Source organism: Plantibacter sp. RU18, from assembly GCF_050613355.1.
Taxonomy (GTDB): Bacteria; Actinomycetota; Actinomycetes; order Actinomycetales; family Microbacteriaceae; genus Plantibacter.
This window is the reverse complement of the sequence record NZ_CP159618.1, coordinates 3,964,068-3,989,127: the sequence shown is the minus strand read 5'-3', so window position 1 is coordinate 3,989,127 and position 25,060 is coordinate 3,964,068. Positions and strand designations below refer to the sequence as shown.

Sequence of the window (25,060 nt, the reverse complement as noted above, 5' to 3'; positions counted from 1 at the left end):
CGAAGTCGGCTCTAGACACCGCGTTTGTACCGCGGAGGGTTATGTCAGTCTGGTGGGCCGGTTTCGTTGGAGAGAACTCCACGAACACACACACGATGTGAACGGTCCCGGCCATTGTCAGCCCGGGTATGAGCATGCCGCAGCGCAGCCGAGGTCTCGGATGGCGCTGTGTGAGTCATGCAGGTTGTTCATGCGAACGAGTTATAACCCGGAAAGCATTTTTCTATGCCTAAGAACAACAAACCGGCCGGCGGACGTCTGGCCAAGAGCTTCGACCCGAAGTCGAAGTACGGTGAGAACAAGCGGCCGTTCGGCTCGCGCCCCGGCGCGAAGTCCGGCAGCAAGAGCGAAGGCCACCGAGGCTACCGTCCCGACGACGGCGCAGCACCGCAGAAGTCGCGCTGGAACGCCGACGAGCGTGCCGAGCGTGCGGCCCGGTTCGAGTCCGCTGAGCGCGGCGACCGCGGTCCCCGCTCGAATGACCGCAACGAGCGCCCGGCCTACAACCGTGGCGAGCGCAACGACCGTCCCGCCTACAACCGTGGTGGCGACCGCAACGAACGCCCCTCGTACGGCGACCGCAACGACCGTGGCGAGCGTCCCGCGTACAACCGTGGTGGCGACCGCACCGAGCGTCCCGCGTACAACCGCGGTGAGCGTTCCGAGCGTCCGTCGTACGGCGACCGGGGCGACCGCCCCGCGAACACCCGTGGCGGCGACCGTCCCGCATACAACCGCGGTGGCGACCGCACCGAGCGTCCGTCGTACAACCGTGGTGAGCGGACTGAGCGTCCGTCGTACGGTGACCGGAACGAGCGTCCGTCGTACAACAACCGCGGTGGCGACCGCACCGAGCGTCCGTCGTACAACCGTGGCGAGCGGACTGAGCGTCCGTCGTACGGTGACCGGAACGAGCGTCCGTCGTACAACCGTGGCGAGCGGACTGAGCGTCCGTCGTACGGTGACCGGAACGAGCGTCCGTCGTACAACCGTGGCGAGCGGACTGAGCGTCCCTCCTACGGCGACCGTCCGGCACGTCAGAGCGACCCTCGTCAGGCGAACCGTACCGACCGTCCGGCACGCTCCTTCGAGGACCGCCCGAAGCGATCGTTCGAGGACCGCCCCGCGCGTTCCTTCGATGACCGCCCGAAGCGCTCCTTCGACGGCGGCTCCGACGCGAGCCGCGGCAGCGACTTCTACCCGAAGCGCGACACCGGCTCCTACACGCCGCAGGACGACGTGGTGCTCGAGCGCCTCGAGGCCGACGCCATCCAGGCAGGAGACGTCGACGGCATGACCTTCGGCCAGCTCGGCCTCGGTGGCAACATCGTGCGTGCCCTCGAAGAGCTCGGAGCTGCCAGCCCGTTCCCGATCCAGGCGGCGACCATCCCCGACGTCATCGCCGGCAAGGACGTCCTCGGCCGCGGCCGCACCGGCTCCGGCAAGACCATCGCGTTCGGCGCACCGCTCGTCGAGAAGCTCATGGAGAACGGCGGCGGCAAGAACCGCAAGCCGGGCCGCAAGCCCCGTGCGCTGATCCTCGCGCCGACGCGTGAGCTCGCGCTCCAGATCGACCGCACCGTGCAGCCCATCGCGCGCGCCGTCGGCCTCTTCACCACGCAGATCTACGGCGGTGTCCCGCAGGGGCGCCAGGTCGGTGCGCTGCAGCGTGGCGTCGACATCATCGTCGGTACGCCTGGCCGCATCGAGGACCTCATCGAGCAGGGTCGTCTCGACCTGTCGCAGGTCACTGTGACCGTCCTCGACGAGGCAGACCACATGTGCGACCTCGGCTTCCTCGAGCCGGTGCAGCGCATCCTGCGTCGCACCGCGCCCGACGGCCAGAAGCTCCTCTTCTCCGCCACCCTCGACAAGGGTGTTGCAGCCCTCGTCAACGAGTTCCTCCCGAACCCCGCGGTGCACGAGGTCGCAGGCGAGGACCAGGCGTCCTCGACCATCGACCACCGCGTGCTCGTGGTGGAGCACAAGGGCAAGGACCGCCTGATCGAGGAGCTGGTCAACCGCAGCGAGAAGACCCTCGTGTTCGCACGCACCCGCGCGTATGCCGAGCGCCTCGCGGAGCAGCTCGGCATGGCCGGCATCCCGGCCGTGTCACTCCACGGTGACCTGAACCAGAGCCGCCGCACGCGGAACCTGGAGAAGCTCACCTCGGGTCGTGTCAACGTCCTCGTCGCCACCGACGTCGCCGCTCGCGGCATCCACGTCGACGACATCACGCTCGTCGTGCAGGCCGACGCCCCGGACGAGTACAAGACGTACCTGCACCGTGCCGGTCGTACCGGTCGCGCCGGCAAGGTCGGTCGTGTCGTCACGATCATCCCGAAGGCGCGTCGCCGTCGGATGACCGAGCTGCTCGATCGCGCCGAGATCGATGCCGCATTCGATGACGCTGCTCCCGGCGATCAGCTCATCGAGGACATCGCTGCCACCGCGTAGTCACTCCGTTGCACAGGAACGCCCGTCGAGCTCTGGCTCGGCGGGCGTTCCTGCGTCCACCGAGCGGTCGGTTCGTCTGGTCGGGCGGCTCGCTGCACGTGCGGCGGCGGACGCTGCGCATGCAGACGATGTGGGCCGGAGCTACGGGGTGAGCGCTGCGCGCTCGTCATCCCGAGGAGCCAGCACGACAGCGTCGTCGACACCGTCGAAGGTACGGACAGGGCGGGTGGTGTCCCAGCGGGACCATCCGGGGTCCCCGGTCGTCGCGAACGCGACCCAGGCATCGTGCATCGCCGTCGCGAGCGACTGAGGCGCCTCGGTCCCGGCCATCCGGACCGCTTCGGGTGAGGCGAGGTGGTCGAACACGAACCCCAGTTCGAGGGCGTGGGCCGCACCGAGCGCCCCCAGACCGTCCGAACCGACGGGGCTCCGCCACGCGAACTCGTAGGCCCACGTCGCGGCACCGGCGGTGCTGCGGGCGTCTGCCACTCGGTTGAGCGGGACCCGCAGCAGGAGATCGGTCGCGATCGCGCCCAGGATCTCACCGGTCGGTGCCTTCGGCCGGTTCCGGCGGAAGGTCCGCACGGTCGCCGCCGATATCCCGAGCTTCACGCGCGCGCCGAACAGGTGGATCCGTTTGAAGGTCGGGATGAGCCCGGTCGGCACGAACCACAAGCGGTACTCCTCGGTCGTGCTGCCGATGAGGAGCGGGATACCGGACGCCTGCCCGGTGAGGAGCGCGTCGAAGGGACTCTTCGGTACGAGCGGCGCCCCGGTCGCGACGGTGAACCCTGGGCCACCACTGATCGGGTTGCCGCCGGACATGACCCGCTCCTGCGACGCGACGAGTCCCTCGGGTGGGATGCGTTTGAAGCCCGCGCGCGTCGCTGGCACACCGAGATCCTTCGCCATGAGTTTCGAGATGCGACCGGCGCGCTCGCGAGGCTGTGATTCCAGCGGACCGCTCTGGATGATCGCCCGCGCCATGACCGCAGCCGCGTCCGGGTGTGCCAGCAGGGTCGCGACGGCCGCCCCGCCGGCGGATTCGCCGAACACGGTCACATTCCGTGCGTCTCCGCCGAAGTGCCCGATCTCGTCCTGCACCCACGTGAGCGCGGCCAACTGATCGGCGATGCCGAGGTTGAGCGGGGTGTCGGCAAGGACGGAGAAGCCCTCCGAACCGAGCCGGTAGTTGACCGCGACGAGGACGACACCGTCGCGCGCGAAGGCGGTGCCGTCGTAGGCGTCGAGCGCGTTCGACCCGTGCACGAACGAGCCGCCGTGGATCCAGACCATGACGGGGAGCTTTGCCCCCGAGCGGTCGGCCGGCGTCCAGATGTTGACGTTGAGGATCTCGTTGCCGGGGACGGTCACCGTGGTGAGCAGCTCGCCGATGGCTCCGGCGTAGGGGGCCTGCGGCGCTGTCGCTCCGAGGGTGGTCGCGTCCCGCGGTTCCTCCCACGGCTCCACGGGTTGCGGGAGGCGGAATCGATCGTCGCCGAACGGGGCCGCCGCGTACGGGATGCCGAGGAAGCGGGAGACGCCGCCTTCGCTGACACCGGTGACCGGGCCACTGCCCGTGGTGACGGTCACGGGCGTCGGTGCGCCGCCGGGGGTCGCGGCGTCGCTGGTCATGTCCAGTCCGGGTTCGGTGCTCATACTGGGCCGTCCTCTGCAGCTCGGGTGCCACCACTGTATCGACGTCGGCCGATCGAGGGTCCTGAGTCCCGGTGGATTCGTGAGGGGTCCTGTGCATGAGCGAGACTGGGGCGATGCAGATCCGTCCCTTCCACTCGTCCGACACTGAGGCAGTCATCACGTTGTGGCACGAGGTCGGGCTCACCCGACCGTGGAACGATCCGGCGAAGGACATCGAGCGCAAGTCGACCACGCAGCCGGAGCTCTTCCTGGTGGCGGAGCAGGGCGACGACGTCGTCGGGACGGCGATGGTCGGGTACGACGGGCACCGGGGGTGGGCGCACTACCTGGCGGTCTCCTCGTCGCTGCAGGGGACGGGACTCGGCCGAGACCTCATGGCGGAGGCGGAGCGACTGCTCATCGCGCTCGACTGCCCGAAGATCAACCTCATGGTGCGCACCGGCAACGATCGGGTGATCGGGTTCTACGAGGCCCTCGGCTACGCCACCGACGAGGTCGCGCTGCTGAGCAAACGCCTCATCCCCGACGCCTGACCGCCCTTCCGTTCGTTTACCCATCTTTGGGCGAATGGGCGCTGATTCGCCCAAACGTGGGCGGATGAACGTGTCAGAAGAGCGTCGGTTGCGCCTGCAGGGCTGTCGTCGCGAGGTCCGGGGCGAGTCGCTGGAACCGGACACGCGCGCCCTCGTCGTTGCGCATCATGCCGAGCGCCGAGGAACGGAGCCCGCCGGTGGCCGGGTCCTCCGTGCCGCGCTCGAGCCCGTGGGCGCGGATCATCGGCCGGATGCGGTCGGCGAGCCAGCGGCGGTACTCCTTGGGCGCGTAGGCGCCGTCCGCGTACATCGCGATGTACTTCTCGACGAGTTCAGGGTGCTCGCGAGCGAGCCATTGCATGAACCAGGGTTTGACGCCCGCCTTCAGGTACAGGGCCGAGTACAGCACGGTGCTCGCGCCGGATTCGCGGATGCGGGTGAGTGCGAGGTCGAGGTGTTCGACGGTGTCGGTGAGATAGGGGAGGAGCGGCATCATGAACACCCCGACGTCGAAGCCGAGGTCGCTCGCTGCACGGACGGTGGCGAGGCGCGCCGCCGCCGTCGGCGTCCCGGGCTCGACGGACTGCTGCAGCTCGTCGTCGAAGATCGCGATGGACATGGCGAGGTCGACGGGCACCTGCTGGGCCACCTCGGCGAGCAACGGCAGGTCGCGCCGGAGCAGCGTGCCCTTCGTGAGGATCGAGAACGGTGTGCCCGCATCGGCCAGCGCGGTGATGATGCCGGGCATGAGCCGGTACTTGCCCTCCGCCCGCTGATACGGATCGGTGTTGGTCCCGAGGGCGACCGGGTGCTTCCCCCAAGAGGGCTTTGCGAGCTCCTTCGTCAGGACCTCGGCGACGTTGACCTTCACGATGAGCTGCGAGTCGAAGTCCTTCCCGGCGTCGAGGTCCAGATAGGTGTGCGTCGGCCGCGCGAAGCAGTACGTGCAGGCATGGGAGCAGCCCCGATACGGGTTGATCGTCCACCCGAACGGCATGGCGGACTGACCGGGCACACGGTTGAGCGCCGACTTCGCGAGCACCTCGTGGAAGGTGATTCCGGCGAACTCCGGGGTCTGGACACTGCGGACCAGGTTGTTCAGCCGCGCGAGGCCGGGCAGCGCTGACGGCTCTTCGACCCCGAGTTCTTGACCGCTCCACCGCATGCACCCATTAGAACATACGTTCGAACATTTTGCGGGACGACCCGTCGTCGGGTTTCAGCGAGGTGTGCGGGCGAAGACGTAATGGACGACGCCCGATGGAGACGCCGTCGTCTCTATGTCGAAGCGATCCTCGAGTCCCTCCAGACCGTCCCACAGGCGGACGCCGCGACCCAGCAGGATCGGACTGACGACGATGTGCAGGTGGTCGACGAGGTCGGCCGCCAAGAAGTCTCGGACGACCGTCGGGCCTCCGCCGAGCCGGACATCGAGACCGCCGGCTTGCTCGACGGCCAGGTCGAGCGCTTCGCGAGGGCTCAGATCACGGAACAGGAACGTGGTCTCGCCGACGACGAGGTCCGGCCTCGGGTGGTGCGTCAACACCACGACCGGTGAGTGGAACGGTGGCTCCTCGCCCCACCAGCCGCGCCACGTCTCGTCGGTCCATGGGCCGGTCTGCGGGCCGAACTTGCCCCGTCCCATGATCTCCGCGCCGATGCCGACCGAGGTCGCCGCGGCGAAGCTGTCGTCGACACCCCTCGTGCCCGTGCCGACCGCCTCGTCGTCGTGACCGCTCATGTTCGCGAAGGCGTGCGTCGGGAAGAACCACTGCATCAGCCGGTGCCCCGCGTGTCCGAACGGCGCATCGACGGTGAGGCCTTCACCGGTGGCGAACCCGTCGAGCGAGACGGCGAAGTTGTGGACTCGGAGCATCGTCATCGCCCCACCATAGTCCCGTTGTGTACGCCGTCAACATGGCGGACCGCGGAACTGTGGGGGTCAGCCGATCGCCGCACCGCCGACCGGGCCGGGGCCGGCGGTGAGCCCCCACCAGACGATGCTGGCGCTCACGAGCCAGAACAGGATCATGAACACCCAGTCGCGGGTGCGGAACGGGATGATCGTCCGCTCGGTGCGTTGCGGATGGGCGCCGAACGCCCGTGAGTCCATGGCGAGGGCGACGCGCTCCGCATGCCGGATCGCCCCCGCGAGCAGCGGGACGACGTAGCCGAGGCTGCGTCTGACCGACGCGACGGGACCGCGTCCCTGGGCCATGCCGCGCACACGGTGCGCCGAGCGGATCACGTCGAGCTCATGGCCGAACCTCGGCACGAACCGATACGCCGCGAGCGCCGTGTAGCCGATCCGATAGGGCACGTGCAGCTGTTGGATCATCGCCCGCACGAGTTCGGGCCCGGTCGAGGTGAGGCCGCCGATGAGGGCGAGCACGAGCAGACTCGCGAGTCGGAGCGCCGTGGCGAAGCCGAGCAGCAAGGCGCCCAGGAAGAAACGGTAGTCGCCGATCTGGAACAGCAGGACCGAGTGGTCGACGCGGCTCGCGTCGCTCCACAGCCCGAAACTGAACGACATGACCGCAACCACGGTCGGGAGGCCGAGGAGGAGCAACAGCGCGATGGGACGCGTCAGCTGCGCGCCGACGAGCACGATCAGGAGGGCGAGCACGATGAACGACAGCGGGATCGCGAGGTCGCGGGTGAAGATGAGGAGCACCATCGCCGGCAGGGGCGCACCGAGCTTCGCGAGCGGATTGAGGCGGTACAGGAAGCGGATGCCCGGGTGCTCGGCGCTCGCCGCATAGGGGTCGATCCTCGCGGCACTCATCGCGAGTCCGTGTCCGTGGACCGGGCAGGCGGGTCATCGAGTGCCGCCACGGACGGCAGGTCGGCGAGGCGCGCGATCGTCCGCCACTCGGGGTGACGCTCGAGTGCCCGCATGGCGCGGGCAAGCGGCGGTTGCCTGAGCCCGGCGCGTTCGATCAGTGCATCGTCGGCGAGGATCGTCGCGGCGGTGTCGTGAGCGAGGAGTCGTCCGGCGGCCATCACGGCGACGTGGCTCGCGTGCTCGGCGACGAGTTGCATGTCGTGCGTGACGACGATCACGGTCGTGCCCTGGGCGTTCAGCGCCGAGAGGAGGTCGAGGAGCTCGTTCGCTCGCTCGCGGTCCTGACCGAAGGTCGGTTCGTCGAGGACGATGACGGGCGCCCCGGCGATGAGGGCGGTGCCGACCGACAGGCGGCGTTTCTGTCCGCCGGACAGCAGGAACGGGTGCACCTCGCGCATCGACCCGAGGCCGAACCGGTCGAGCATGTGCGAAACGCGACGCTCGGTCTCCGCGTCGTCCGCGCCACGGATCCGCAGCCCGTGGGCCAGCTCATCGTGGACGGTGTGGGTGATGAACTGGTGCTCGGGGTTCTGGAAGACGAAGCCGATGGTCGCCGCGAGCGTCCGTACGTCGCTGCGGCCGGGGTCGACTCCACCGATGTCGACGCGGCCGCGCGGTGGTGGGACGACGCCCGCGATGGCCTGCACGAGCGTCGTCTTCCCCGCGCCGTTGGTACCGACGACGGCGAGGAAGTCGCCGCGACCGATCTCGAGACTCACCTCGTGCAGGATGGTCGACCGTTGCTTGCCCCTCCCGCGTGCGACGCTCAGCCGGTCCACGGTCACGGCGACGGTGCGTGCCATGGCATCCGGCGGGTGGACGGCGGGTCGCTCGGGCAGCTCGAGCGGGTCGAGTGCCGTCGCGAGCTCCGCCGGTGTCAGGGGGATGATCGGCAGGGCGATGCCGGCGTCGCGGAGCCGCAGTGCCGCGAGCGTCGCGACCGGCAGCCAGACGCCCATCGCGATGAGTTCCTCGAGGTGCCCGAGGAGGATCTCGCGGGTCGGCCCGTCGAAGGCGAGTCGACCGTGTCCGTCGATGACGACGACGCGGTCGACGAGGTCGATGGCGGCGTCGAGGTTGTGCTCGACGAGGAGCACGGCGTGCGTGCCAGATCCGACGAGGTCGCGCAGTGCGCTGTAGACCTCCTCGATCCCCGCGGGGTCGAGGTTCGCCGTCGGTTCGTCGAGGACGAGGAGTTCACTGCCCATCGCGAGCGCGCAGGCGATGGCCAGCCGCTGACGACCACCGCCGGAGAGCCGGTCCGGGTTCTCGGCGCGACGGCCCCACAGCCCCACCTGCCGAAGTGCCCGCTCGGCGCGTTCGAGAACTTCTCCGGGCGCCAGCAGCAGGTTCTCGGGTCCGAAGCAGACCTCGTCCAGCACGGACCCCGTGACGATCTGTGCATCCGGATCCTGGAAGACCATCGAGACGTGGGCGCTCAGCGCTGCCACGGTCGACGTGCTCGTGTCCAGCCCGGCGGTGACGACCGATCCTTCCAGACGCGCCGGGACGGCTTGGGGAACGAGGCCGTTGATCGCGAGTGCGAGCGTCGACTTGCCCGAACCGCTCGGTCCGAGCAGCAGGACGACCTCACCTCGTCCGACGTCGAAGGAGACGCCGTCCGGGGTCCACTCGGTGCGTTCGTCGTGCTGGATGCGTACCTGGTCGACGATCGTGGCGGCCGTCGAGGCCGGCGTGCCCGGTGCGCCCGTCGGGCACGATGCGTCGTCGATCACAGGTATCCGGCGATCAGGCGTTCGAGTCGGCCCGGGTGCTTCTGCGATCGACCGGCAGTGAGATGGAGCGCCCGACGCCGGCTCGCGCGAGCGCCGCAGCGACACCGCGTCCGATCGCAGTGAACGCGACGGGGCTGAGGACGAACAGGGCGATGTACACGATCTGCGCGAGCGGTGCGAAATGTTCGAGCCCCAGGGCGACGAGCACGGATGCGCCGAAGAGCACACCGGCGACCCCCGCTGCAAGGAAGAACACCCACGACTTCCACACGCGATACCGCGACAGCGCGAACGGGAGTTCCTGCAGGAGCCCGATCGCGAGGCCGGTGCCGAAGTACCGGAAGAACCACTGCGGGCTGAACGCCGCTGAGACGAGACCAGCGGTCAGTCCGGTCATGAGCGCTGTCCCACCGCGGCGGAGCAGTGCCTGGGCGACGACACCCGGCAGGAAGTACACACCGATGATGAGGCCGTAGAGCACGGGAGCGGTCGCGGAGATGGTCCCGCCGATGTAGCCGGAGACGACGAAGACGAGGCCGCCGCCGACGCCGATCGCGGCGCAGGTCAGCAGCAGTCGCGTACTCAGACGTTGCATGGGCCCACCTTCACGAGCAGCCGGTTTCCTGAGGACAGCCTATCCTCTCCACCTGAGGCGATGGCGCCGACGGTTGTGGGGCTGACAGCCGGTCGGACGACGCCTCGGAGCCGCTCAGAACGTCCGGCGCCGCGGCGTGAGGCGGACGTTCGGCAGCGGCGGTGCGGGGATCCGATCGGTGCCGTGCCCGGCGACCGAACCGAAGCGCGGCGCGCCCGCCTCCCAGTCCGCTCGCGCCTCGACGATGTCCTCGTGACTCCGGCCGACGAAGTTCCACCACATGACGAGCTCCTCGGGGAACGGCGTTCCACCGAGGAGGACGAGACGGGCACCCGCACTGCTGCGGAACGTCAACGCCGATCGGCCCGTCGAGAGGTACAGCAGCGGACCTGAGGCGAGGGCGACGCCGTCGACCTCGACCTCGCCGGCGATCACGAGGACGCCGTGCTCGAAGGAGGGGTCGACCGGTAGCGCGAGATCCGTCCCGGCGTCGATCACGAGGTCGGCGCCGAGGAGCGGTGAGTGCACCGTCGCCGTCGACACCGCGTCACCCAGGCTGCCGACGAGGACGGTCGCACGGAGCCCCGGCGCGGTATGGACCGGCAGGGTCGTGTGCTGCTCGAACGCCGCAGGGGTCGACATCGCCGACCCTGGCAGCGCCACCCAGAGCTGGAGACCGTGCATCGACGACGCCTCGTCGCCGAGTGAGAACTCGGAGTGCGAGACCCCGCGACCGCTCGTCATGATGTTGAGCTCGCCCGGCCTGACGACGACGTCGCTCCCGACACTGTCGCGATGCCGGATGTCGCCGTCGAGCGGCCAGGTCACGGTCTGCAGACCGGTATGCGGATGCGGCAGCACCCGCATCATCGCGTGCTCCTCGTCGAATCGGTCGAGGAAGCACCAGGCGCCGATCATCGGTAGTTCGCGCTGGGGGAGGGTGCGATGGACGCTCAGCCCGCGGACACCGCCGAGCGGCACCTCGCGTGCCTGCAGCAGGACCGTCCCGGAAGCGTCCGGCGCGTGGCACAGGCTGGGTGGGGCGTCGGCGTCGAGCCTCGTCATGAGCGCCTCCTTATCACGGCCAACGGTACTCCCGCCTGCCCTGCCGCGTCGGACAGGTGCCGTGGTTGACTGGTGGAGCTCAGCGGTCGATCGACGCCGCACCACCTGCAGATTGGGAATCCGATGGGTCTGTTCGACCGACACGACGACACCGCCCCCGAGCCGCTCGCCCGCGGCCTCTGGCACGACCGCATCGGCACGCTCGCGACCCGGAGCGTCCAGACGCTCGCGATCGTCGCGGTCGCGGCGCTGATCGTCTTCGCGATGACGCAGCTCTCGCTCGTGATGATCCCGGTGGTCATCGCCCTCATCCTCGCCTCCGCGATCCACCCGCTCACGCGCTGGATGCGTTCGAAGGGCCTCCCCTCGATCATCGCCACCTGGATCGCCCTCATCGCCATCATCGCCATCCTCGGCGGCATCGGCTGGCTCATCGTCTGGGCCGTGCGCAGCCAGTGGGACGACCTGGTCGACTCGGCGTCGCGGGGGTTCCAGCAGCTGCAGGACTGGGTGGCCACCCTGCCGTTCGACATCGACCACAAGCAGATCGAGGACGCCAAGCAGACGGCCGTCGACTTCCTCACGTCCAGCCAGTTCGGCAGCGGGGCGCTCGCCGGGGTCTCTGCCACCGCGAGCTTCGTCACCGGGCTGTTCCTCATGGTCGTCGTCCTGTTCTTCTTCCTCAAGGACGGCTCGCGCATCTGGGAGTTCCTGCTGCGTCCGTTCGCCGGCGCCGCATACGATCGGGCGAAGCGCGTCGGTGCGAAGACGGTCGACACGCTCGGCGGGTACGTTCGAGGCACGGCGACGGTCGCCGCGGTGGACGCGGTCGGCATCGGCGTCGCGCTCGCGATCATCGGTGTTCCGCTCGCACTCCCGCTCGGCGTCATCGTCTTCCTCACCGCCTTCATCCCGCTCGTGGGAGCGACTGCCGCGGGCATCCTCGCAGCCCTCGTGGCTCTCGTGGCCAACGGCCCGGTCGCCGCGCTCATCGTGATCATCGTCGTGATCGCGGTCAACCAGCTCGAGGGCAACTTCCTCCAGCCGGTCGTCATGGCGCGATCGCTCAAGCTGCACGCACTCGTCGTCCTGCTGGCCCTGACGGCGGGCACGATCCTCGGCGGCATCGTCGGCGCGGTCCTCGCGGTTCCGATCGCCGCAGTCGCCTGGGGCATCATCAGCGTCTGGAACGGACCGGACCAGCCGGCGGAACCGATGCGTCAGAAACGGCCGGAGACCGTCTGAGCGCGTCCCACGGACCCGACGCCTTGGAAAGGACCCGAGGCCGTCTGAGCGCGCCGACCGGTCGGTCGCTCGGCGCACCGGTACGCGCCGATAACATGTGAGCGTGGACACCCACGACCTGCTCGGCCTCGTCTTCGAGGTCTTCACCTGGATCGGCTTCGGATTCTCCGTCGTCGTGCTGCTCGTCATGCTCATCGCGCGGGCTGCCGACGGCAGCTGGGTCGAAACGCACGGGGTGATCGTCGACGGCCCGGACGGCCTGACCGACCGTGAGGTCCGGTGGATGACGGAGTCGGCGGAGTTGTTCTCCCGGCCGGTCGACGACGCCGAGTTCGCCGCACTGCGGAACCCGGACGAACCGATCGTCTTCTACTCCCGCCGGGAACCGTCACGGGCGCGTTTCCGCCGAACCGCCGATCACACGCGGGCGCTGCGGCTCCTGTTCGGCGTGACGTTCGGTATCGGCGTCCTGTGCTCCGTCGCCTCGATCGTGCTGCTGTTCATCCCGAACCCCGTTCCCTGAGGACGTCGTTCCCTGCGCCTGTCGAAGGGCCGTGACCGCTCCGGTAGTCTGTGGTGGCGAGTGTCGGCACCCGGTCGGCTCGCTCTCCCGGAGGCGCGGCATGACGGAACGGTGGGCACGCGTCGTCCGCGGTACCGCCGCCGCTCTGTTCGCCACCTTCGCCGCAGCGCTCTCGCACACGATCGGTGGAGCAGCAGCCCCCTCGATGTTCGTGCTCCTCGTGGGTGGCACGTTCGCCGTGCTCGTCTGCGTCCTGCTCGCCGGCCGCCGGGTCACCGCCCTCGGAGTGATCGCGTCGGTGCTCGTGAGCCAGCTCGGCTACCACGCGCTCTTCACGCTGGCTCCCAGCACGATGACGGCTTCCGTCGCTTCGCGCGGCAGCGCCGCGACGGGCAGCTGGCACCACCACGACACGGTCGAACTCGCTTCGGGTGGCGCGACGACCGCCGTGCACGCCCACGGTGACACCGCCATGTGGGCCGCGCACCTCGTCGCCGCGTTCGCCACGATCGCCGCGATCCTCTTCGCCGAACGCGCCACCCGGGCCGCCATCGCGGCGCTCACCGTCCGGATCCTCGCTCGTCGTGCCGCTGTCCGGCACCTCGTTCCGTCTCCTCGTCGTGTCCAGTGGGTGCGCGTCAACCACCGTCCGCGGAATCTCGGGGTCATCCTCCTCCACCTGCGCCACCGCGGGCCGCCGGTGTTCGCCGCCGCCTGACCGACGCGTCGCCCTCCGACCTGGATGGGTGCAGCGCGTGGTCTGCCCGGCCGTCGCAGCAGCACCCATCGGCGCAGCCAACAGGCGTCGCCTCATCCGTCTCCGCGCGCACAGCGTCGCGGAGCAGTCGACAGGACACCCCATGAACGCAACCACCACCCGCCCCGCCTTCCGCAAGCCGGCCCTGCTCGGCGCCGTCGCCATCGGCGCAGGCGCGCTGCTCGCCATCGGTGCGCCGCTCGCCGCGAGCGCCCACGTGAGCGTCACTCCCACCTCGACCGCCGCCGGTTCCTACACGGTGCTGAGCTTCGCGGTCGGTCACGGCTGCGACGGCTCGCCCACCACGAGCCTCTCATTCGAGATCCCCGAGTCGATCAATGCGGTCACGCCGACGATCAACCCGAACTGGGACGTCACGAAGACCATGACCCCGCTCGCCGACCCGATCACCGACAGTCACGGCGAGCAGCTCGCCGAACGCGTCGGCAGCGTCGTATACACGGCGAAGACCCCGCTCGCGGACGGGTACCGCGACACGGTCTCGTTCCAGGTCCAGCTGCCGGCGGACGCAGCGGGTGAGACCCTCGTCTTCCCCGTCACGCAGACCTGCGAGGTCGGCCAGACGGACTGGACCGATGTCGCGAAGGATGGTCAGACCGAGGACGACCTCGAGGCCCCGGCTCCGGTCGTCGTCGTGACGGCTGCCGAGGCGGGCGACCACCACGGCGCGGCTGCGACCGACGAGGACGCGGATCACACCGAGGCGGCTGCGAGCTCGGCCGGCACCACCGACGTCCTCGGACGCGTGCTCGGCATCGCCGGTCTCGTCGTGGGTGCTGCAGGGATCGTGATCGCCGCTTCCGCCCGGCGTGCGGCAGCCGACGCGAAGCGCCAGGCCTGATGACGACCGCTCGTCGTCGCTTCGTCGGCACTGCCGCGACCGCGTTCCTCGCGGTCGCGGCGGTGCTCACCCTCGCGACCCCTGCCTCCGCGCACAACTCGATCGTGTCGACGACGCCCGCCGAGGGCTCGACCATCACGGAACAGCCCGAGCAGCTCGTCATCACGACGAACGACAATCTGCTCGACCTCGGCGAGGCCGGCCAGTCCAATCAGATCCAGGTCACCGGCCCGGGCGACGAGCAGCTCTACTACGGCACGGCGTGCGCGGCGGTCAACGGCCCGGCACTCGTCATGCCTCTGCAGCTCGGCGAGGCCGGCGAGTACACCGTCGTGTGGCAGCTCGTCTCAACCGACGGGCACCCGTTGTCCGGCACGTACACCTTCGACTGGGCTCCTGCCGAAGGCCAGGAGCTGGCGGCGGGGAGCACTGCACCGATCTGCGGGACCGGTGGCGCCTCCACGGTCGAGCCGTCGTCCGGGGCCGCGAACGACGACGCCGACGCGGCGCCGACGTCCGGCGGTGTGAGTGGCGACGTGTGGTGGGTGGTCGGCGCGATCGTCGTCGTCATCCTCGCGGGCGCCGGCGTGCTCATCGTCACCCGTCGGAAGCCCGAGCAGCAGGACGAGGACCAGACTCCCTGAGTCGGTCCGGTCCCGGGTGTCGAAGGGCACCTCGACAGGCTCGGTGACCGGGTTCGGCTCAGGGAGCCGCACCACCGCAACGCAGCAGCCCCGCCATCCTCGAGAGGATGGCGGGGCCGCTGCTGTTTCAGGTGTTGCTGGTGCGGGCGAACCCGCGTCCGGCTACTTTGCCGGCGGCATCAGCACCGTGTCGATGAGGTACACGGTCGCGTTGGCGGTCTTGACGCCACCGCAGATGACCTTCGCACCGTTGACGGTGATGTTGTCTCCCGAGCCCTCGACCTTGACGGTCGAGCCCTCGACGGTGGTCTGCTCACCATCGATGTCCGACGGCGCGATCTGGCCGGGGATCACGTGGTACGTGAGGACCGAGGTCAGCGTCGCAGCGCCTTCAGGCGTCTTGAGGAGGTCGATCGTCGCAGCGTCGATCTTCTTGAAGGCGTCGTCGACCGGAGCGAAGACGGTGAACTCGGAACCGTTCAGCGTGTCGACGAGGTTGACGTCGGGGTTCAGCTGGCCGGAGACCGCAGCGGTGAGCGTGGTGAGGAGCGGGTTGTTCGAGGCGGCGACGGCGACCGGGTCGGCCGACATGCCGGCGACGGAGCCTGCACCATCCGGGACAGCATCGGCGTAGGCGGCGCAGCCCGAGCCGACGAGGTCCGCTGCCGGGTCAGCAGCCATGCTGGACTCGGAGGGGGTTGAGCTCGGCTCCATGGAGGAACCGCTGTCCGAGGTGCCGCTCGAACATGCTGCGAGACCGAAGGTCGCGACGGCGGCGAGTGCGAGGGCTGCCATGTGGTGGCGCTTGATGGTACGCATGTGATTCTCCTTAGATGAGGTTTGGACCGGTGTTCGAGTGCCTCTCAGAACCGGCCCTCGATGACACTTCGGAGCCCCCACATCAGTGGTTTGGAAAAAGCTTCGATTCCGTGTCGCGTCGCTCGGTGCTTTAAGAGGGATGAGATTCCTCGAGCGTGGTGGTGTGGACGACGGCGACGCGGTGTCGGCTGCGACGGCTACGATTCATGGATGAGCTGGAGCACCGAACCCGACTGGATCCCGGACGACTCGGATGCCCCGGACGACCTGTACTTCCCCGACGGAGCGGGTGCGCCGCCCCCGGACGACGCAGCATACGGCGGCGGCGGGATCGCGTGGGGGAGTCGCGCAGCCGCACCCCCGGTCGCGCCTCGCAGCGCGGCGCCGGCTCAGGTGCGCGCCGCTGGCCAGAAGTTCACGACTGCGCAGGAAGCCCTGCACACGGTCTTCGGGTACGACCACTTCCGGGGCGAGCAGCAGCAGATCATCGAGCAGCTCGCCGGTGGTGGCGACGCCGTCGTCCTCATGCCGACCGGTGGCGGCAAGAGCCTCTGCTACCAGATCCCGGCGCTGCTCCGCCCGGGTACCGGTGTCGTCGTCTCGCCCCTCATCGCCCTCATGCAGGATCAGGTCGATGCGCTCCTCGCCGTCGGCGTGCGGGCCGCCTTCCTCAACTCCACCCAGGACGCCGCCGAGCGTGCCCGCGTCGAGGACGCCTACCTCGCGGGCGAGCTCGACCTCCTCTACGTCGCACCGGAGCGCCTGAGCTCCGAAGCGACCCGTCGGTTCCTCGCTCAAGGGACGATCGCCCTGTTCGCGATCGACGAAGCGCACTGCGTGTCCCAGTGGGGACACGACTTCCGCCCCGACTACCTGATGCTCGGCGAGCTGGCAGAACGCTGGCCCGACGTCCCTCGCATCGCGCTCACCGCCACCGCGACCGACGCGACGCACAAGGAGATCACCGAGCGGCTGCACCTCGGCGAGGCCAAGCACTTCGTCTCGAGCTTCGATCGCCCCAACATCCAGTACCGGATCGTCGGCAAGAACGAGGTCCGCAAGCAGCTCGTCGCCTTCGTGAAGGAGCAGCCGGCGGGCACTGCAGGCATCGTCTACTGCCTCAGCCGGAAGACGGTCGAGCAGACGGCGCAGCTGCTGCGCGACAACGGCATCGACGCGGTCGCCTATCACGCCGGCCTCGACGCCTCGGTGCGTGCGGCGGCGCAGTCGCGCTTCCTCCGCGAGGACGGTGTCGTCGTCGTGGCGACGATCGCCTTCGGCATGGGCATCGACAAACCCGACGTCCGCTTCGTGGCGCACGTCGACCTCCCGAAGAGTGTCGAGGGCTACTACCAGGAGACGGGCCGAGCCGGCCGCGACGGCGAGCCCTCCATCGCCTGGCTCGCGTACGGCCTCCAGGACGTCGTGCAGCAGCGGCGCATGATCTCGGAATCCCCCGGGGACATCGCGCACCAGAGGAACCTCAGCTCGCACCTCGACGCCATGCTCGCGCTCTGCGAGACGGTCGACTGCCGCCGCATGAACCTGTTGCGCTACTTCGGTCAGCCTTCGACGCCCTGCGGCAACTGCGACACCTGCCTGGAGCCGCCCGTCACCTGGGACGGTACCGTCCCGGCGCAGAAGCTCCTCTCGACGATCGTCCGGCTCAAGCGGGAACGCAACCAGTCGTTCGGAGCCGGTCAGATCATCGACATCCTCCGCGGCAAGCGCACCGACCGAGTCGCGCAGCAGCGACACGACGAACTCGCGACCTTCGGTATCGGCGAAGACCTCAGCGATCAGGAGTGGCGCGGCGTCGTGCGGCAGCTGCTCGCCCGAGACCTCCTCGCCACCGTCGGCGAGTACGGCACGCTCGGCCTGACCGAAGCAAGTGCCGAGGTGCTCGCCGGTGGACGCCCTGTCGCGATGAGGCGTGAGCCGGAACGCACCGCCCGTTCGTCCTCGCGTTCATCGTCCCGATCGTCGACCGCGAATGCCGAACTCGAGCCGGCTGCAGCGGAACTGTTCCAGGTGCTGCGCACCTGGCGTGCCGGCGTCGCCAAGGAGCAGGGCGTGCCCGCGTACATCGTCTTCGGTGATGCGACACTGCGTGAGGTCGCGACGACGAAGCCCACCTCGCTCGCGGAGCTCGACGGCATCAGCGGCATCGGCGCGAAGAAGCTCGACGCCTACGGTCTGGCGCTCGTCGAGGTCGTCACGGCCAACGCCTGACGGTTGTCGCTGAGAGCCTGCTGCGACAGCTGTGGGGGAGGACCAAGTCGATCGGCGACGAGCACGCGACGGTTGTGCGCATCCCACAGGTGCTTTCCGTCATCGTTATGACAGTCCTACCATTGTGGGAGATTTCATGGGCGAAAGGCAGGGCACAAGGATGGTCGATACGGCGATCAGGACGAGCAGCGCGGGCACGAAGGCTTCGACGGTCGAGGTGGCGCCGTCCGACGCCCGGATCGACGTCCAGGCGCTCGCGCACCAGCTGCTCGGAACGTGGCCGGAGGCCCGTCTCGCATCCCGCGCGCTCGCGGCGAAAGCGGAGATGCAGCGCATCGAGGGTCAGTCGATGGACGACCACCGCGATCGCGTCTTCCACCAGCTGAAGCTGCTCGTCGAGAACGGTCAGGTCCTGAAGGCGTTCCCCAAGCGGCTCGGTGGCGGCGACGACCACGGCGGCAACATCGCCGGCTTCGAGGAGCTCGTGCTCGCCGACCCGTCGCTGCAGATCAAGTCCGGTGTGCAGTGGGGCCTGTTCGGTGCGGCGATCCTCCACCTCGGCACTGCTCCGCACCACGATGCGTTCCTCCCCGGCGCGATGAACCTCGACATCCCGGGTGCCTTCGCGATGACCGAGTCGGGTCACGGGTCCGACGTCGCCTCCATCGCGACGACGGCGACCTACGACACCGAGACGCAGGAGTTCGTCATCGACACCCCGTTCCGTGCGGCGTGGAAGGACTACCTCGGCAACGCGGCGGTGCACGGCAAGGCGGCCACGTTGTTCGCGCAGCTCATCACGAACGGCGTGAACCATGGCGTCCACTGCTTCTACGTGCCGATCCGCGACGACGAGGGAGCGTTCCTCCCCGGCATCGGTGGCGAGGACGACGGCCTGAAGGGCGGTCTCAACGGGATCGACAACGGTCGTCTGCACTTCACGGACGTCCGTATCCCGCGCACCAACCTGTTGAACCGCTACGGCGACGTCGCCGAGGACGGCACCTACTCCTCGCCGATCGCGAGCCCTGGGCGTCGCTTCTTCACGATGCTCGGCACGCTGGTGCAGGGACGCGTCTCGCTCGACGGTGCTGCAACCTCCGCGTCCGCCCTGGCGTTGCAGATCGCGATCACCTACGGCAGTCAGCGCCGCCAGTTCAACGCGGCGAGCGACACCGAGGAAGAGGTCATCCTCGACTACCAGCGGCACCAGCGCAGGCTGCTGCCGCGCCTGGCCACGACGTACGCGCAGATCTTCGCGCACGACCGGTTGCTCGTGAAGTTCGACGAGGTGTTCAGCGGCAAGGCCGATTCCGACGACGACCGTCAGGACCTCGAGACCCTCGCTGCAGCGCTCAAACCGCTCTCCACGTGGCACTCCCTCGACACCCTCCAGGAGGCCCGCGAGGCCTGCGGCGGTGCCGGCTTCCTCGCGGAGAACCGCCTCACCGGACTCCGCGCCGACCTCGACGTCTACGCGACGTTCGAGGGCGACAACAACGTGCTGCTGCAGCTCGTCGCCAAGCGTCTGCTCACCGACTACAGCCGTAAGTTCGCGAAGGTCGACGCCGGCGCGCTCGCCCGGTACGTCGTCGAGCAGGCGACCGACCGCGCCGTGCACAGCAGTGGTCTTCGCAGTCTGGCGCAGACGGTCAAGGACTTCGGTTCGACCGCGCGCTCGGTGAGCCAGCTGCGCGACACGAACGTCCAGCGCGAGCTGTTGACGGAGCGTGTGGAGTCGATGATCGCCGATGTGGCCACCAAGCTGCGCGGCGCGAACAAGCTGTCGAAGCAGGCTGCTGCCGACCTCTTCAACGCCCACCAGAACGAGCTCATCGAAGCCGCTCGCGCGCACGGCGAGCTGCTGCAGTGGGAGGCCTTCACCGACGGCGTCGAGGCGATCGAGGACGCCGGTACGAAGCAGGTGATGACGTGGGTGCACGACCTCTTCGGACTGTCGCTCATCGAGAAGCACCTCGCCTGGTACCTCATCAACGGTCGCCTGTCCCCCCAGCGCGGTCAGGCCGTCAGCGCCTACGTCGACCGTCTCATCGCGCGGTTGCGGCCGCACGCCCTCGACCTCGTGGAGGCCTTCGGTTTCGCTCCCGAGCATGTGCGGGCACCGATCGCCTCAGGCCAGGAGGCTCAGCGCCAGCAGGAGGCCGCCGACTACTTCGCTGCCCTTCGTGCCTCAGGTGAGGCCCCCACCCCCGAGAAGACCCTGAACAAGAAGTCCCGCTGAGGCTGATCACCCCCGAAGCAGGGACAGGCCCTTCCGATACTCTGGGCGGAGCGCTCACCGACCCGATGGTGCGCCGAGGGAAGGCATGGGGATGACGGCTGATCTGATTGTGGTGGGGGCAGGTCTGTTCGGCCTGACGATCGCTGAGCGAGCTGCGAACGAACTCGGTCTGCAGGTGCTGGTCATTGACCGGCGATCTCACATCGGAGGCAACGCCTACAGCGAGACCGAGCCCGAAACAGGGATCGAGGTGCACCGCTACGGGGCGCACCTCTTCCACACCTCCAACGAGCGGGTGTGGGAGTACGTGAACCGGTTCACGTCATTCACGCCGTACGTGCATCGCGTGTTCACGAAGCACGACGGTGTCGTTTTCCCCATGCCCATCAACCTTGGCACGATCAACCAGTTCTTCCAGGCCGCCTACTCGCCGACGGAGGCGAAAGCGCTCATCCGCAGCCAGGCCGATGCAGAAGCTGGCGAGGAAGCGACGAACCTCGAGGAGCGCGGCGTCTCGCTCATCGGTCGCCCGTTGTACGAGGCGTTCATCGCCGGCTACACGCAGAAGCAGTGGCAGACGGATCCGCGGGAGTTGCCCGCAGAGATCATCTCGCGCCTGCCCGTCCGATACAGCTACGACAACCGGTACTTCAACGACACCTATGAGGGGCTGCCGACCGACGGGTACACGGCATGGCTGACGAAGATGGTGGATCACCCGAACATCGAGGTCCGCCTCGACACGGACTTCTTCGACGAATCACAGCCGATCAGCCGCGGCAACACCCCGGCAGGCGTTCCGGTCGTCTACACCGGCCCGGTCGACCGGTATTTCGACTATGAGCACGGACGCCTGGGTTGGCGCACGCTCGACTTCGAACAGGAGGTGCACCCGGTCGGCGACTACCAGGGCACGTCCGTCATGAACTATGCGGACGCAGAGGACGAATTCACGCGGATCCTGGAGTTCCGCCACTTCCACCCCGAGCGGACCTCCTATCCGACGGACAAGACCGTCATCGTGCGGGAGTTCTCCCGGATGGCCGAGGAAGGTGATGAGCCGTACTACCCCGTGAACACTCCCGACGACCGGGAGCAGCTGGGCAGGTATCGTGAGGCCCAGGCGCTCGAGACCGACGTCTTCTTCGGCGGGCGCCTCGGCACGTACAAGTACCTCGACATGCACATGGCGATCGCCTCGGCGCTCACGATGTTCGACAACCAGCTTGAGTCGCGGCTCCGGGAGTCGGCGATCCGCCCGTAGCCGGCGGCGGCCGTCCGCACCGAACGGCGCAGGTCTTCGCGAGATGCGCCGTGCTCGGCTCGAACTCAGCGACTCGAGGAGGACGCCCGGTTGGAGCGTTTCGCGTATTCCTGATATGTGTAGCCGAATGCCCCAGCGAGCATTCCCGCGCCGCGGGCGAGACCGCGTTCCCCGCGCGCACGATGCCGCATGTCGTTTCGGATCGCTCCCCACGCGACACGGAGCGCACCCAGGAGTACTCTGCCGAAGCCGCCGACGGCATGTCGCCCTCGCGTCAGGATCTCTGAGCCGAATCCGGGGTCGAGGAATCGATCGACGGTGACCGCCACAGTGCCTCCGCGGTACGCCCGCTTCAGCACCCACGCGCGTCTGAGCCGTTCGTCGGGGATGTGGTCGAACACGACCGCTTCGTCGCACCAGAGGAGGGAACCCCCTGAGCGGACGAGTTGTTGGGTGAACAGACTGTCCTCTCCGCCGCTCATGCCCATCCGCGGATCGAAATACAGGCCGCGCGCGCGCACGACATCCAGGTCGAGGAGGAGATTGTTCGTGGCAGCGGCAGGGAGTCGGTCGCCCGTCCGATGGGACGGCCGCAGGAACGCGCGCGCGCCGACGAGCCACGGGTCACGCTCAACTCCGAAGACGGAGACGACGCGTCCGAGGATCGCAGCCGGGCGCCGCGCATTCCAGAACCCGATCATCGCCTCCAGCCACTCCTCATCCGGTGATTCGTCGTCGTCGAGGAAGATCAGGAGTCGATCTGCTCGGGACTCATCGATCGCGCGGTTGCGGACCGCGGCGAGTCCGGGCGACGGCTCGGCGACGTATTCGACGAACGGGCTCGCGCTCGCGCGCACGGTCGCGCTGGCGCCGCCCGCGGGGTCGTTGTCGATCACGAGGATGCGACACGAGATGTCGAGACGGCGGAGCGAGGCGGGATCGGAGACCTGGGGCTCGAGCGCGGCGAGGAGTCGTGCGAGCTCAATCGGACGATGGAACGTCGGGATCGCGATGGTCACGTCGATCGTCATCGCGTTCCTCTCGTCTGGCTCGTGTCGTGGCTCGCATCCATCAGGTCTCCATCTCACCGTTGTGGCGCGCTGCTGCGGATGAACCGCATCTTGCCGCCGACGTGGGGGATCGTCTGGACAACATCCACCCGGACGTCGACTTCGCCTCGCGTGGCGTCTCGGAGCTTCCCGGTCGCCCGCTCGATTGCCGCTGGAGCGTCAGGATGGTCATTCGGGATGCAGCGAAGCACGACCGAGTAGTCCTCGTACTGCTCGAGTTCGAACTGGCGGATGGCCCAGGGGGTTTCATCGAAGATGTGGCCGAGGGCGCCTGTGATGACGCTGCCGCTCGGGAGCCGGAGTGCATCCGAAGTCCGACCCGCGACGGTCGCGATGCGACTGAGACTGAGGCCGTCCTGACCAGGGCCCGAAAGGCGCTTGGACGTGTCGCCGAGGCGGTAGCGGATGAGCGGGAAGACACGGTTCGTGAGATCGGTCGCGACGATTTCGCCGAGTTCGTCGTCTGCCGCGAGCGTTCCGTCCTCTCGCAGGATCTCGACGCGTCGGACGTCGTCGAAGACGTAGAGGCCGTCCTGGGAGGCCGCTTCACCCGCGATCCACGGCACCTCTGCTGACCGGTAGTGATCGAAGGCGGGAGCGCCGAGCGTCCTCTCGATCTCGGTACGTGCAGATGGTCCGAGCGGAGCGGCCGTCAGCGCGATCGCCGTCGGTGGGGCGAAGGCTTTGCCCGTCCGTTCGATGTGTCGACTGAGTTCGAGCGCACCACCGACGTACCCGAGGAGGAATGGTGGTCGGAGCCGGTTCCACTCCGCGATGAACCCGTTCATCGTGTCGGAATCCATGCGGAACGCGTCCAACTGGATCCGTCGCGACGGCCACCACTGTCGATCGTGTTTCGCTGCCTCGTCACCCGTCAGCACGTGCCGCGTCACGATGCCGCGGTCCTCCCACGGGGCGACACCCCACCAGCGAAGGAGCCTCCATTCCAACGCCCTGGCCGGGAACCGGAGGTCTCGAAGGATCCGCAGCGGACGGCCGGTGCTGCCGCCCGTCGTGGAGACCTTGCTGTTGGCAGGGGTGGCCTCGTCCGAGGTGATCGTGTCGAAGTGCTCGCGGACGGTCTCCTTATCGACGAGGGGCAACGAGGAGAACGCGGCGGGATCGGTGAGGTCCTTTCTGGTGACGCCCGACGACGAGTACAGCTCGCGGTAGAAAAGGGAGTGCTCGAACGCGAAACGTGCGTGGTCGATCGACCGGCGCGCCTGCAGCGCAGCGAGTTCGGCTGGGTCGAGCCGGTCGTTCCGCACGTACTCACGGAGCGCAGAGACGCTGCTCCTGGCGCCGAGTCGGGTCTTGGCGATGAACGCTGCGCGCTGCAACATCAGTCCTCCAGTGCATGGGTCGTGGTGCCAGCGTCAGGGTGGACCGGTCGTCGCCGTTCGATCGCGACGGCTCGTGCGAACGCGTCACGGTGTCGGATGCCGGCGTCGGTCCAATCGCGCTTCGAGAGATCGGGTCGTGCCGAACGATCGTCGTCGTGTACGGCGATGATGGTGCGGCGCAGGTCATCGGCGTCAAGCTCACCGGAGTAGGTGTGCACCCAGCCGGGGCCGACCTCAGCGGCGAGTGCTGCGTTGGCATCGTTTCGGGGGATGAGCACTGGGCGGTCGAGCGACAGGGCGGCGAGCGTACCGCCCGAGTTATGCATGAACCGGTACGGCAGGACGATCAGTTCCGCTTCCGAGACGATCGTGACGAGTTCGGCATCGCTCAAGAAGTGGAGCCTCAGTTCGGCGCCCCGCGTCTGTGTCGCGAGTGCCACGATGGTGGATGCGAGCTCCGAGCTCGACGGCTTCCCGCCGACCGTGAGGCTGAGGTCGGGATCGGCAGTCGCGGCCTCGGCGTAGGCCGCGACCAGCTGCTCGACGCCCTTGTACCTCCGGATGAGGCCGACGTAACCGAACCGCCCTGGCGTCGCCGCCGCTTTCGGATACTCCTCGAACCAGTCGCGGTAGTGGCCGTGGAGGATCGTCGAGGACGGTGCTCCGGGTGGGAGTGGCGTCGTCTCGTTGATCGCGATTCGGAGGGTGGTCCTCCGGTCGAGCGCTTCGATGAGAGCGCGTTCGATGCGGCTGATGTCCTGCGGCAGTTCGATGTTGTGGACGGTCCGAACGACGGCGATCCGCGAGAGACGCAGCCGGACGAGGAGCGCGGCGAACAGTGCCTGCTTCCCGAAGGCCTTCAGCCTCGTCGAACCGCCGAGCTTGGCCTCAGGCCAGTGGAAGTGGATCGCGTCGTACCGACCGAGGATGGACCGGCGCCAGTCGAAGTGGAGGTGCTCCATGCCCGGGGTCGAGGCGAGCGTACGGTCGAGCATCACGATGTACGGATTGCTCGTGGACCGCGGCGCGCGAAACGCCTGCATGACGCGGAGTCGGCTGGGCAACGGGTCTCCCTACGGGTGGAAACGGGTCGGGACCGACTGGGCCGGCCTGCTGAAATCGGAGTGCCATTCGGGTGGCGCGCGATTGCTCGCCAGCCTAGCGTGATG

21 protein-coding genes are annotated in these 25,060 nt (G+C 68.5%); 10 read left to right on the top strand and 11 right to left on the bottom strand.

The genetic code is table 11. The features are described 5' to 3' along the window. Positions 1–225 precede the first annotated feature (225 nt). Positions 226–2,457, top strand: a complete 2,232-nt coding sequence (locus ABMA10_RS18960; protein WP_431030835.1) for a DEAD/DEAH box helicase — start codon at positions 226–228, stop codon at positions 2,455–2,457. A 141-nt stretch (positions 2,458–2,598) separates the two neighbouring features. Here the strand turns inward: ABMA10_RS18960 and ABMA10_RS18955 are convergent, their stop codons facing one another. After that, complete coding sequence (locus tag ABMA10_RS18955; RefSeq protein WP_347869547.1) at positions 2,599–4,116, bottom strand: carboxylesterase/lipase family protein; 1,518 nt, start codon at positions 4,114–4,116, stop codon at positions 2,599–2,601. A gap of 95 nt (positions 4,117–4,211) precedes the next feature. Between ABMA10_RS18955 and ABMA10_RS18950 the strand changes: the two genes are divergently transcribed. Then, positions 4,212–4,649, top strand: a complete 438-nt coding sequence (locus tag ABMA10_RS18950) for a GNAT family acetyltransferase (protein WP_347869548.1) — start codon at positions 4,212–4,214, stop codon at positions 4,647–4,649. A 73-nt stretch (positions 4,650–4,722) separates the two neighbouring features. Here ABMA10_RS18950 and ABMA10_RS18945 read toward each other — a convergent pair whose 3' ends face one another. The 6 genes from ABMA10_RS18945 to ABMA10_RS18920 form a co-directional block, all read right to left on the bottom strand. Next, entirely contained in the window at positions 4,723–5,814 is a 1,092-nt protein-coding gene (locus ABMA10_RS18945; RefSeq protein WP_347869549.1) for an Rv2578c family radical SAM protein, read from the bottom strand. A gap of 54 nt (positions 5,815–5,868) precedes the next feature. Continuing rightward, entirely contained in the window at positions 5,869–6,531 is a 663-nt protein-coding gene (locus tag ABMA10_RS18940) for a dihydrofolate reductase family protein (RefSeq protein WP_347869550.1), read from the bottom strand. A gap of 60 nt (positions 6,532–6,591) precedes the next feature. Continuing rightward, positions 6,592–7,434: an energy-coupling factor transporter transmembrane component T gene (locus ABMA10_RS18935; RefSeq protein WP_347869551.1), complete on the bottom strand. Its 843-nt coding sequence runs from the start codon at positions 7,432–7,434 to the stop codon at positions 6,592–6,594. Then, a complete protein-coding gene (locus ABMA10_RS18930) occupies positions 7,431–9,230 on the bottom strand; it encodes an ABC transporter ATP-binding protein (RefSeq protein ID WP_414693690.1) in 1,800 nt (599 codons plus the stop codon). The genes ABMA10_RS18935 and ABMA10_RS18930 overlap by 4 nt, the downstream gene beginning before the upstream one ends. Positions 9,231–9,243: 13 nt before the next feature. After that, the gene (locus tag ABMA10_RS18925) at positions 9,244–9,825 is read right to left on the bottom strand and encodes an ECF transporter S component (protein ID WP_347869552.1); all 582 of its coding nucleotides are present in this window, start codon (positions 9,823–9,825) and stop codon (positions 9,244–9,246) included. A 114-nt stretch (positions 9,826–9,939) separates the two neighbouring features. Further along, on the bottom strand, positions 9,940–10,890 hold the full coding sequence (locus ABMA10_RS18920; RefSeq protein WP_347869553.1) for a pirin family protein: 951 nt from the start codon (positions 10,888–10,890) through the stop codon (positions 9,940–9,942). A gap of 123 nt (positions 10,891–11,013) precedes the next feature. Between ABMA10_RS18920 and ABMA10_RS18915 the strand changes: the two genes are divergently transcribed. From ABMA10_RS18915 to ABMA10_RS18895, 5 genes are all read left to right on the top strand, one after another. Then, entirely contained in the window at positions 11,014–12,135 is a 1,122-nt protein-coding gene (locus tag ABMA10_RS18915) for an AI-2E family transporter (protein ID WP_347869554.1), read from the top strand. A gap of 103 nt (positions 12,136–12,238) precedes the next feature. Beyond that, positions 12,239–12,658 (top strand): hypothetical protein, encoded by a 420-nt coding sequence (locus ABMA10_RS18910; protein ID WP_347869555.1) that lies wholly within the window; start codon positions 12,239–12,241, stop codon positions 12,656–12,658. A 100-nt stretch (positions 12,659–12,758) separates the two neighbouring features. Then, positions 12,759–13,376, top strand: coding sequence for a hypothetical protein (locus ABMA10_RS18905; protein WP_347869556.1), 618 nt, complete (start codon positions 12,759–12,761; stop codon positions 13,374–13,376). Positions 13,377–13,518: 142 nt separating this feature from the next. Beyond that, positions 13,519–14,277 carry a YcnI family copper-binding membrane protein gene (locus ABMA10_RS18900; RefSeq protein WP_347869557.1) on the top strand — a complete coding sequence of 253 codons (759 nt, stop codon included), beginning with the start codon at positions 13,519–13,521 and terminating at the stop codon, positions 14,275–14,277. Further along, on the top strand, positions 14,277–14,921 hold the full coding sequence (locus ABMA10_RS18895) for a copper resistance CopC family protein (protein ID WP_347869558.1): 645 nt from the start codon (positions 14,277–14,279) through the stop codon (positions 14,919–14,921). Before ABMA10_RS18900 ends, ABMA10_RS18895 begins: the two co-directional genes overlap by 1 nt. A 162-nt stretch (positions 14,922–15,083) precedes the next feature. On the opposite strand, the gene ABMA10_RS18890 is transcribed toward ABMA10_RS18895, so the two are convergent. Further along, positions 15,084–15,740, bottom strand: a complete 657-nt coding sequence (locus tag ABMA10_RS18890; RefSeq protein WP_347869559.1) for a fasciclin domain-containing protein — start codon at positions 15,738–15,740, stop codon at positions 15,084–15,086. Between the two features lie 210 nt (positions 15,741–15,950). On the opposite strand from ABMA10_RS18890, the gene recQ reads away from it, so the two are divergent. From recQ to glf, 3 genes are all read left to right on the top strand, one after another. Further along, positions 15,951–17,972: a DNA helicase RecQ gene (gene recQ, locus ABMA10_RS18885; RefSeq protein WP_347869560.1), complete on the top strand. Its 2,022-nt coding sequence runs from the start codon at positions 15,951–15,953 to the stop codon at positions 17,970–17,972. 160 nt (positions 17,973–18,132) lie between these two features. Continuing rightward, positions 18,133–20,214 carry an acyl-CoA dehydrogenase gene (locus tag ABMA10_RS18880; RefSeq protein WP_347869603.1) on the top strand — a complete coding sequence of 694 codons (2,082 nt, stop codon included), beginning with the start codon at positions 18,133–18,135 and terminating at the stop codon, positions 20,212–20,214. A 91-nt stretch (positions 20,215–20,305) separates the two neighbouring features. Continuing rightward, entirely contained in the window at positions 20,306–21,478 is a 1,173-nt protein-coding gene (gene glf / locus ABMA10_RS18875) for a UDP-galactopyranose mutase (RefSeq protein ID WP_347869561.1), read from the top strand. A 65-nt stretch (positions 21,479–21,543) separates the two neighbouring features. Here glf and ABMA10_RS18870 read toward each other — a convergent pair whose 3' ends face one another. From ABMA10_RS18870 to ABMA10_RS18860, 3 genes are read right to left on the bottom strand one after another with little or no spacing between them, the layout of a single operon-like run. Then, positions 21,544–22,509, bottom strand: a complete 966-nt coding sequence (locus ABMA10_RS18870) for a glycosyltransferase family 2 protein (protein WP_347869562.1) — start codon at positions 22,507–22,509, stop codon at positions 21,544–21,546. A gap of 53 nt (positions 22,510–22,562) precedes the next feature. Further along, a complete protein-coding gene (locus ABMA10_RS18865; protein ID WP_347869563.1) occupies positions 22,563–23,891 on the bottom strand; it encodes a phenylacetate--CoA ligase family protein in 1,329 nt (442 codons plus the stop codon). Further along, the gene (locus ABMA10_RS18860; RefSeq protein ID WP_431030834.1) at positions 23,891–24,934 is read right to left on the bottom strand and encodes a glycosyl transferase; all 1,044 of its coding nucleotides are present in this window, start codon (positions 24,932–24,934) and stop codon (positions 23,891–23,893) included. The genes ABMA10_RS18865 and ABMA10_RS18860 overlap by 1 nt, the downstream gene beginning before the upstream one ends. Positions 24,935–25,060 lie beyond the last annotated feature (126 nt).

Bases quoted from the DNA above. Each gene is read 5' to 3' on its own strand.
- ABMA10_RS18960 (WP_431030835.1), top strand. From the start codon at position 226: ATGCCTAAGAACAACAAACCGGCCGGCGGACGTCTGGCCAAGAGCTTC.
- ABMA10_RS18955 (WP_347869547.1), bottom strand. From the start codon at position 4,116: ATGAGCACCGAACCCGGACTGGACATGACCAGCGACGCCGCGACCCCC.
- ABMA10_RS18950 (WP_347869548.1), top strand. From the start codon at position 4,212: ATGAGCGAGACTGGGGCGATGCAGATCCGTCCCTTCCACTCGTCCGAC.
- ABMA10_RS18945 (WP_347869549.1), bottom strand. From the start codon at position 5,814: ATGCGGTGGAGCGGTCAAGAACTCGGGGTCGAAGAGCCGTCAGCGCTG.
- ABMA10_RS18940 (WP_347869550.1), bottom strand. From the start codon at position 6,531: ATGACGATGCTCCGAGTCCACAACTTCGCCGTCTCGCTCGACGGGTTC.
- ABMA10_RS18935 (WP_347869551.1), bottom strand. From the start codon at position 7,434: ATGAGTGCCGCGAGGATCGACCCCTATGCGGCGAGCGCCGAGCACCCG.
- ABMA10_RS18925 (WP_347869552.1), bottom strand. From the start codon at position 9,825: ATGCAACGTCTGAGTACGCGACTGCTGCTGACCTGCGCCGCGATCGGC.
- ABMA10_RS18920 (WP_347869553.1), bottom strand. From the start codon at position 10,890: ATGACGAGGCTCGACGCCGACGCCCCACCCAGCCTGTGCCACGCGCCG.
- ABMA10_RS18915 (WP_347869554.1), top strand. From the start codon at position 11,014: ATGGGTCTGTTCGACCGACACGACGACACCGCCCCCGAGCCGCTCGCC.
- ABMA10_RS18905 (WP_347869556.1), top strand. From the start codon at position 12,759: ATGACGGAACGGTGGGCACGCGTCGTCCGCGGTACCGCCGCCGCTCTG.
- ABMA10_RS18900 (WP_347869557.1), top strand. From the start codon at position 13,519: ATGAACGCAACCACCACCCGCCCCGCCTTCCGCAAGCCGGCCCTGCTC.
- ABMA10_RS18895 (WP_347869558.1), top strand. From the start codon at position 14,277: ATGACGACCGCTCGTCGTCGCTTCGTCGGCACTGCCGCGACCGCGTTC.
- ABMA10_RS18890 (WP_347869559.1), bottom strand. From the start codon at position 15,740: ATGCGTACCATCAAGCGCCACCACATGGCAGCCCTCGCACTCGCCGCC.
- recQ (WP_347869560.1), top strand. From the start codon at position 15,951: ATGAGCTGGAGCACCGAACCCGACTGGATCCCGGACGACTCGGATGCC.
- ABMA10_RS18880 (WP_347869603.1), top strand. From the start codon at position 18,133: ATGGTCGATACGGCGATCAGGACGAGCAGCGCGGGCACGAAGGCTTCG.
- glf (WP_347869561.1), top strand. From the start codon at position 20,306: ATGACGGCTGATCTGATTGTGGTGGGGGCAGGTCTGTTCGGCCTGACG.
- ABMA10_RS18870 (WP_347869562.1), bottom strand. From the start codon at position 22,509: ATGACGATCGACGTGACCATCGCGATCCCGACGTTCCATCGTCCGATT.
- ABMA10_RS18865 (WP_347869563.1), bottom strand. From the start codon at position 23,891: ATGTTGCAGCGCGCAGCGTTCATCGCCAAGACCCGACTCGGCGCCAGG.
- ABMA10_RS18860 (WP_431030834.1), bottom strand. From the start codon at position 24,934: ATGCAGGCGTTTCGCGCGCCGCGGTCCACGAGCAATCCGTACATCGTG.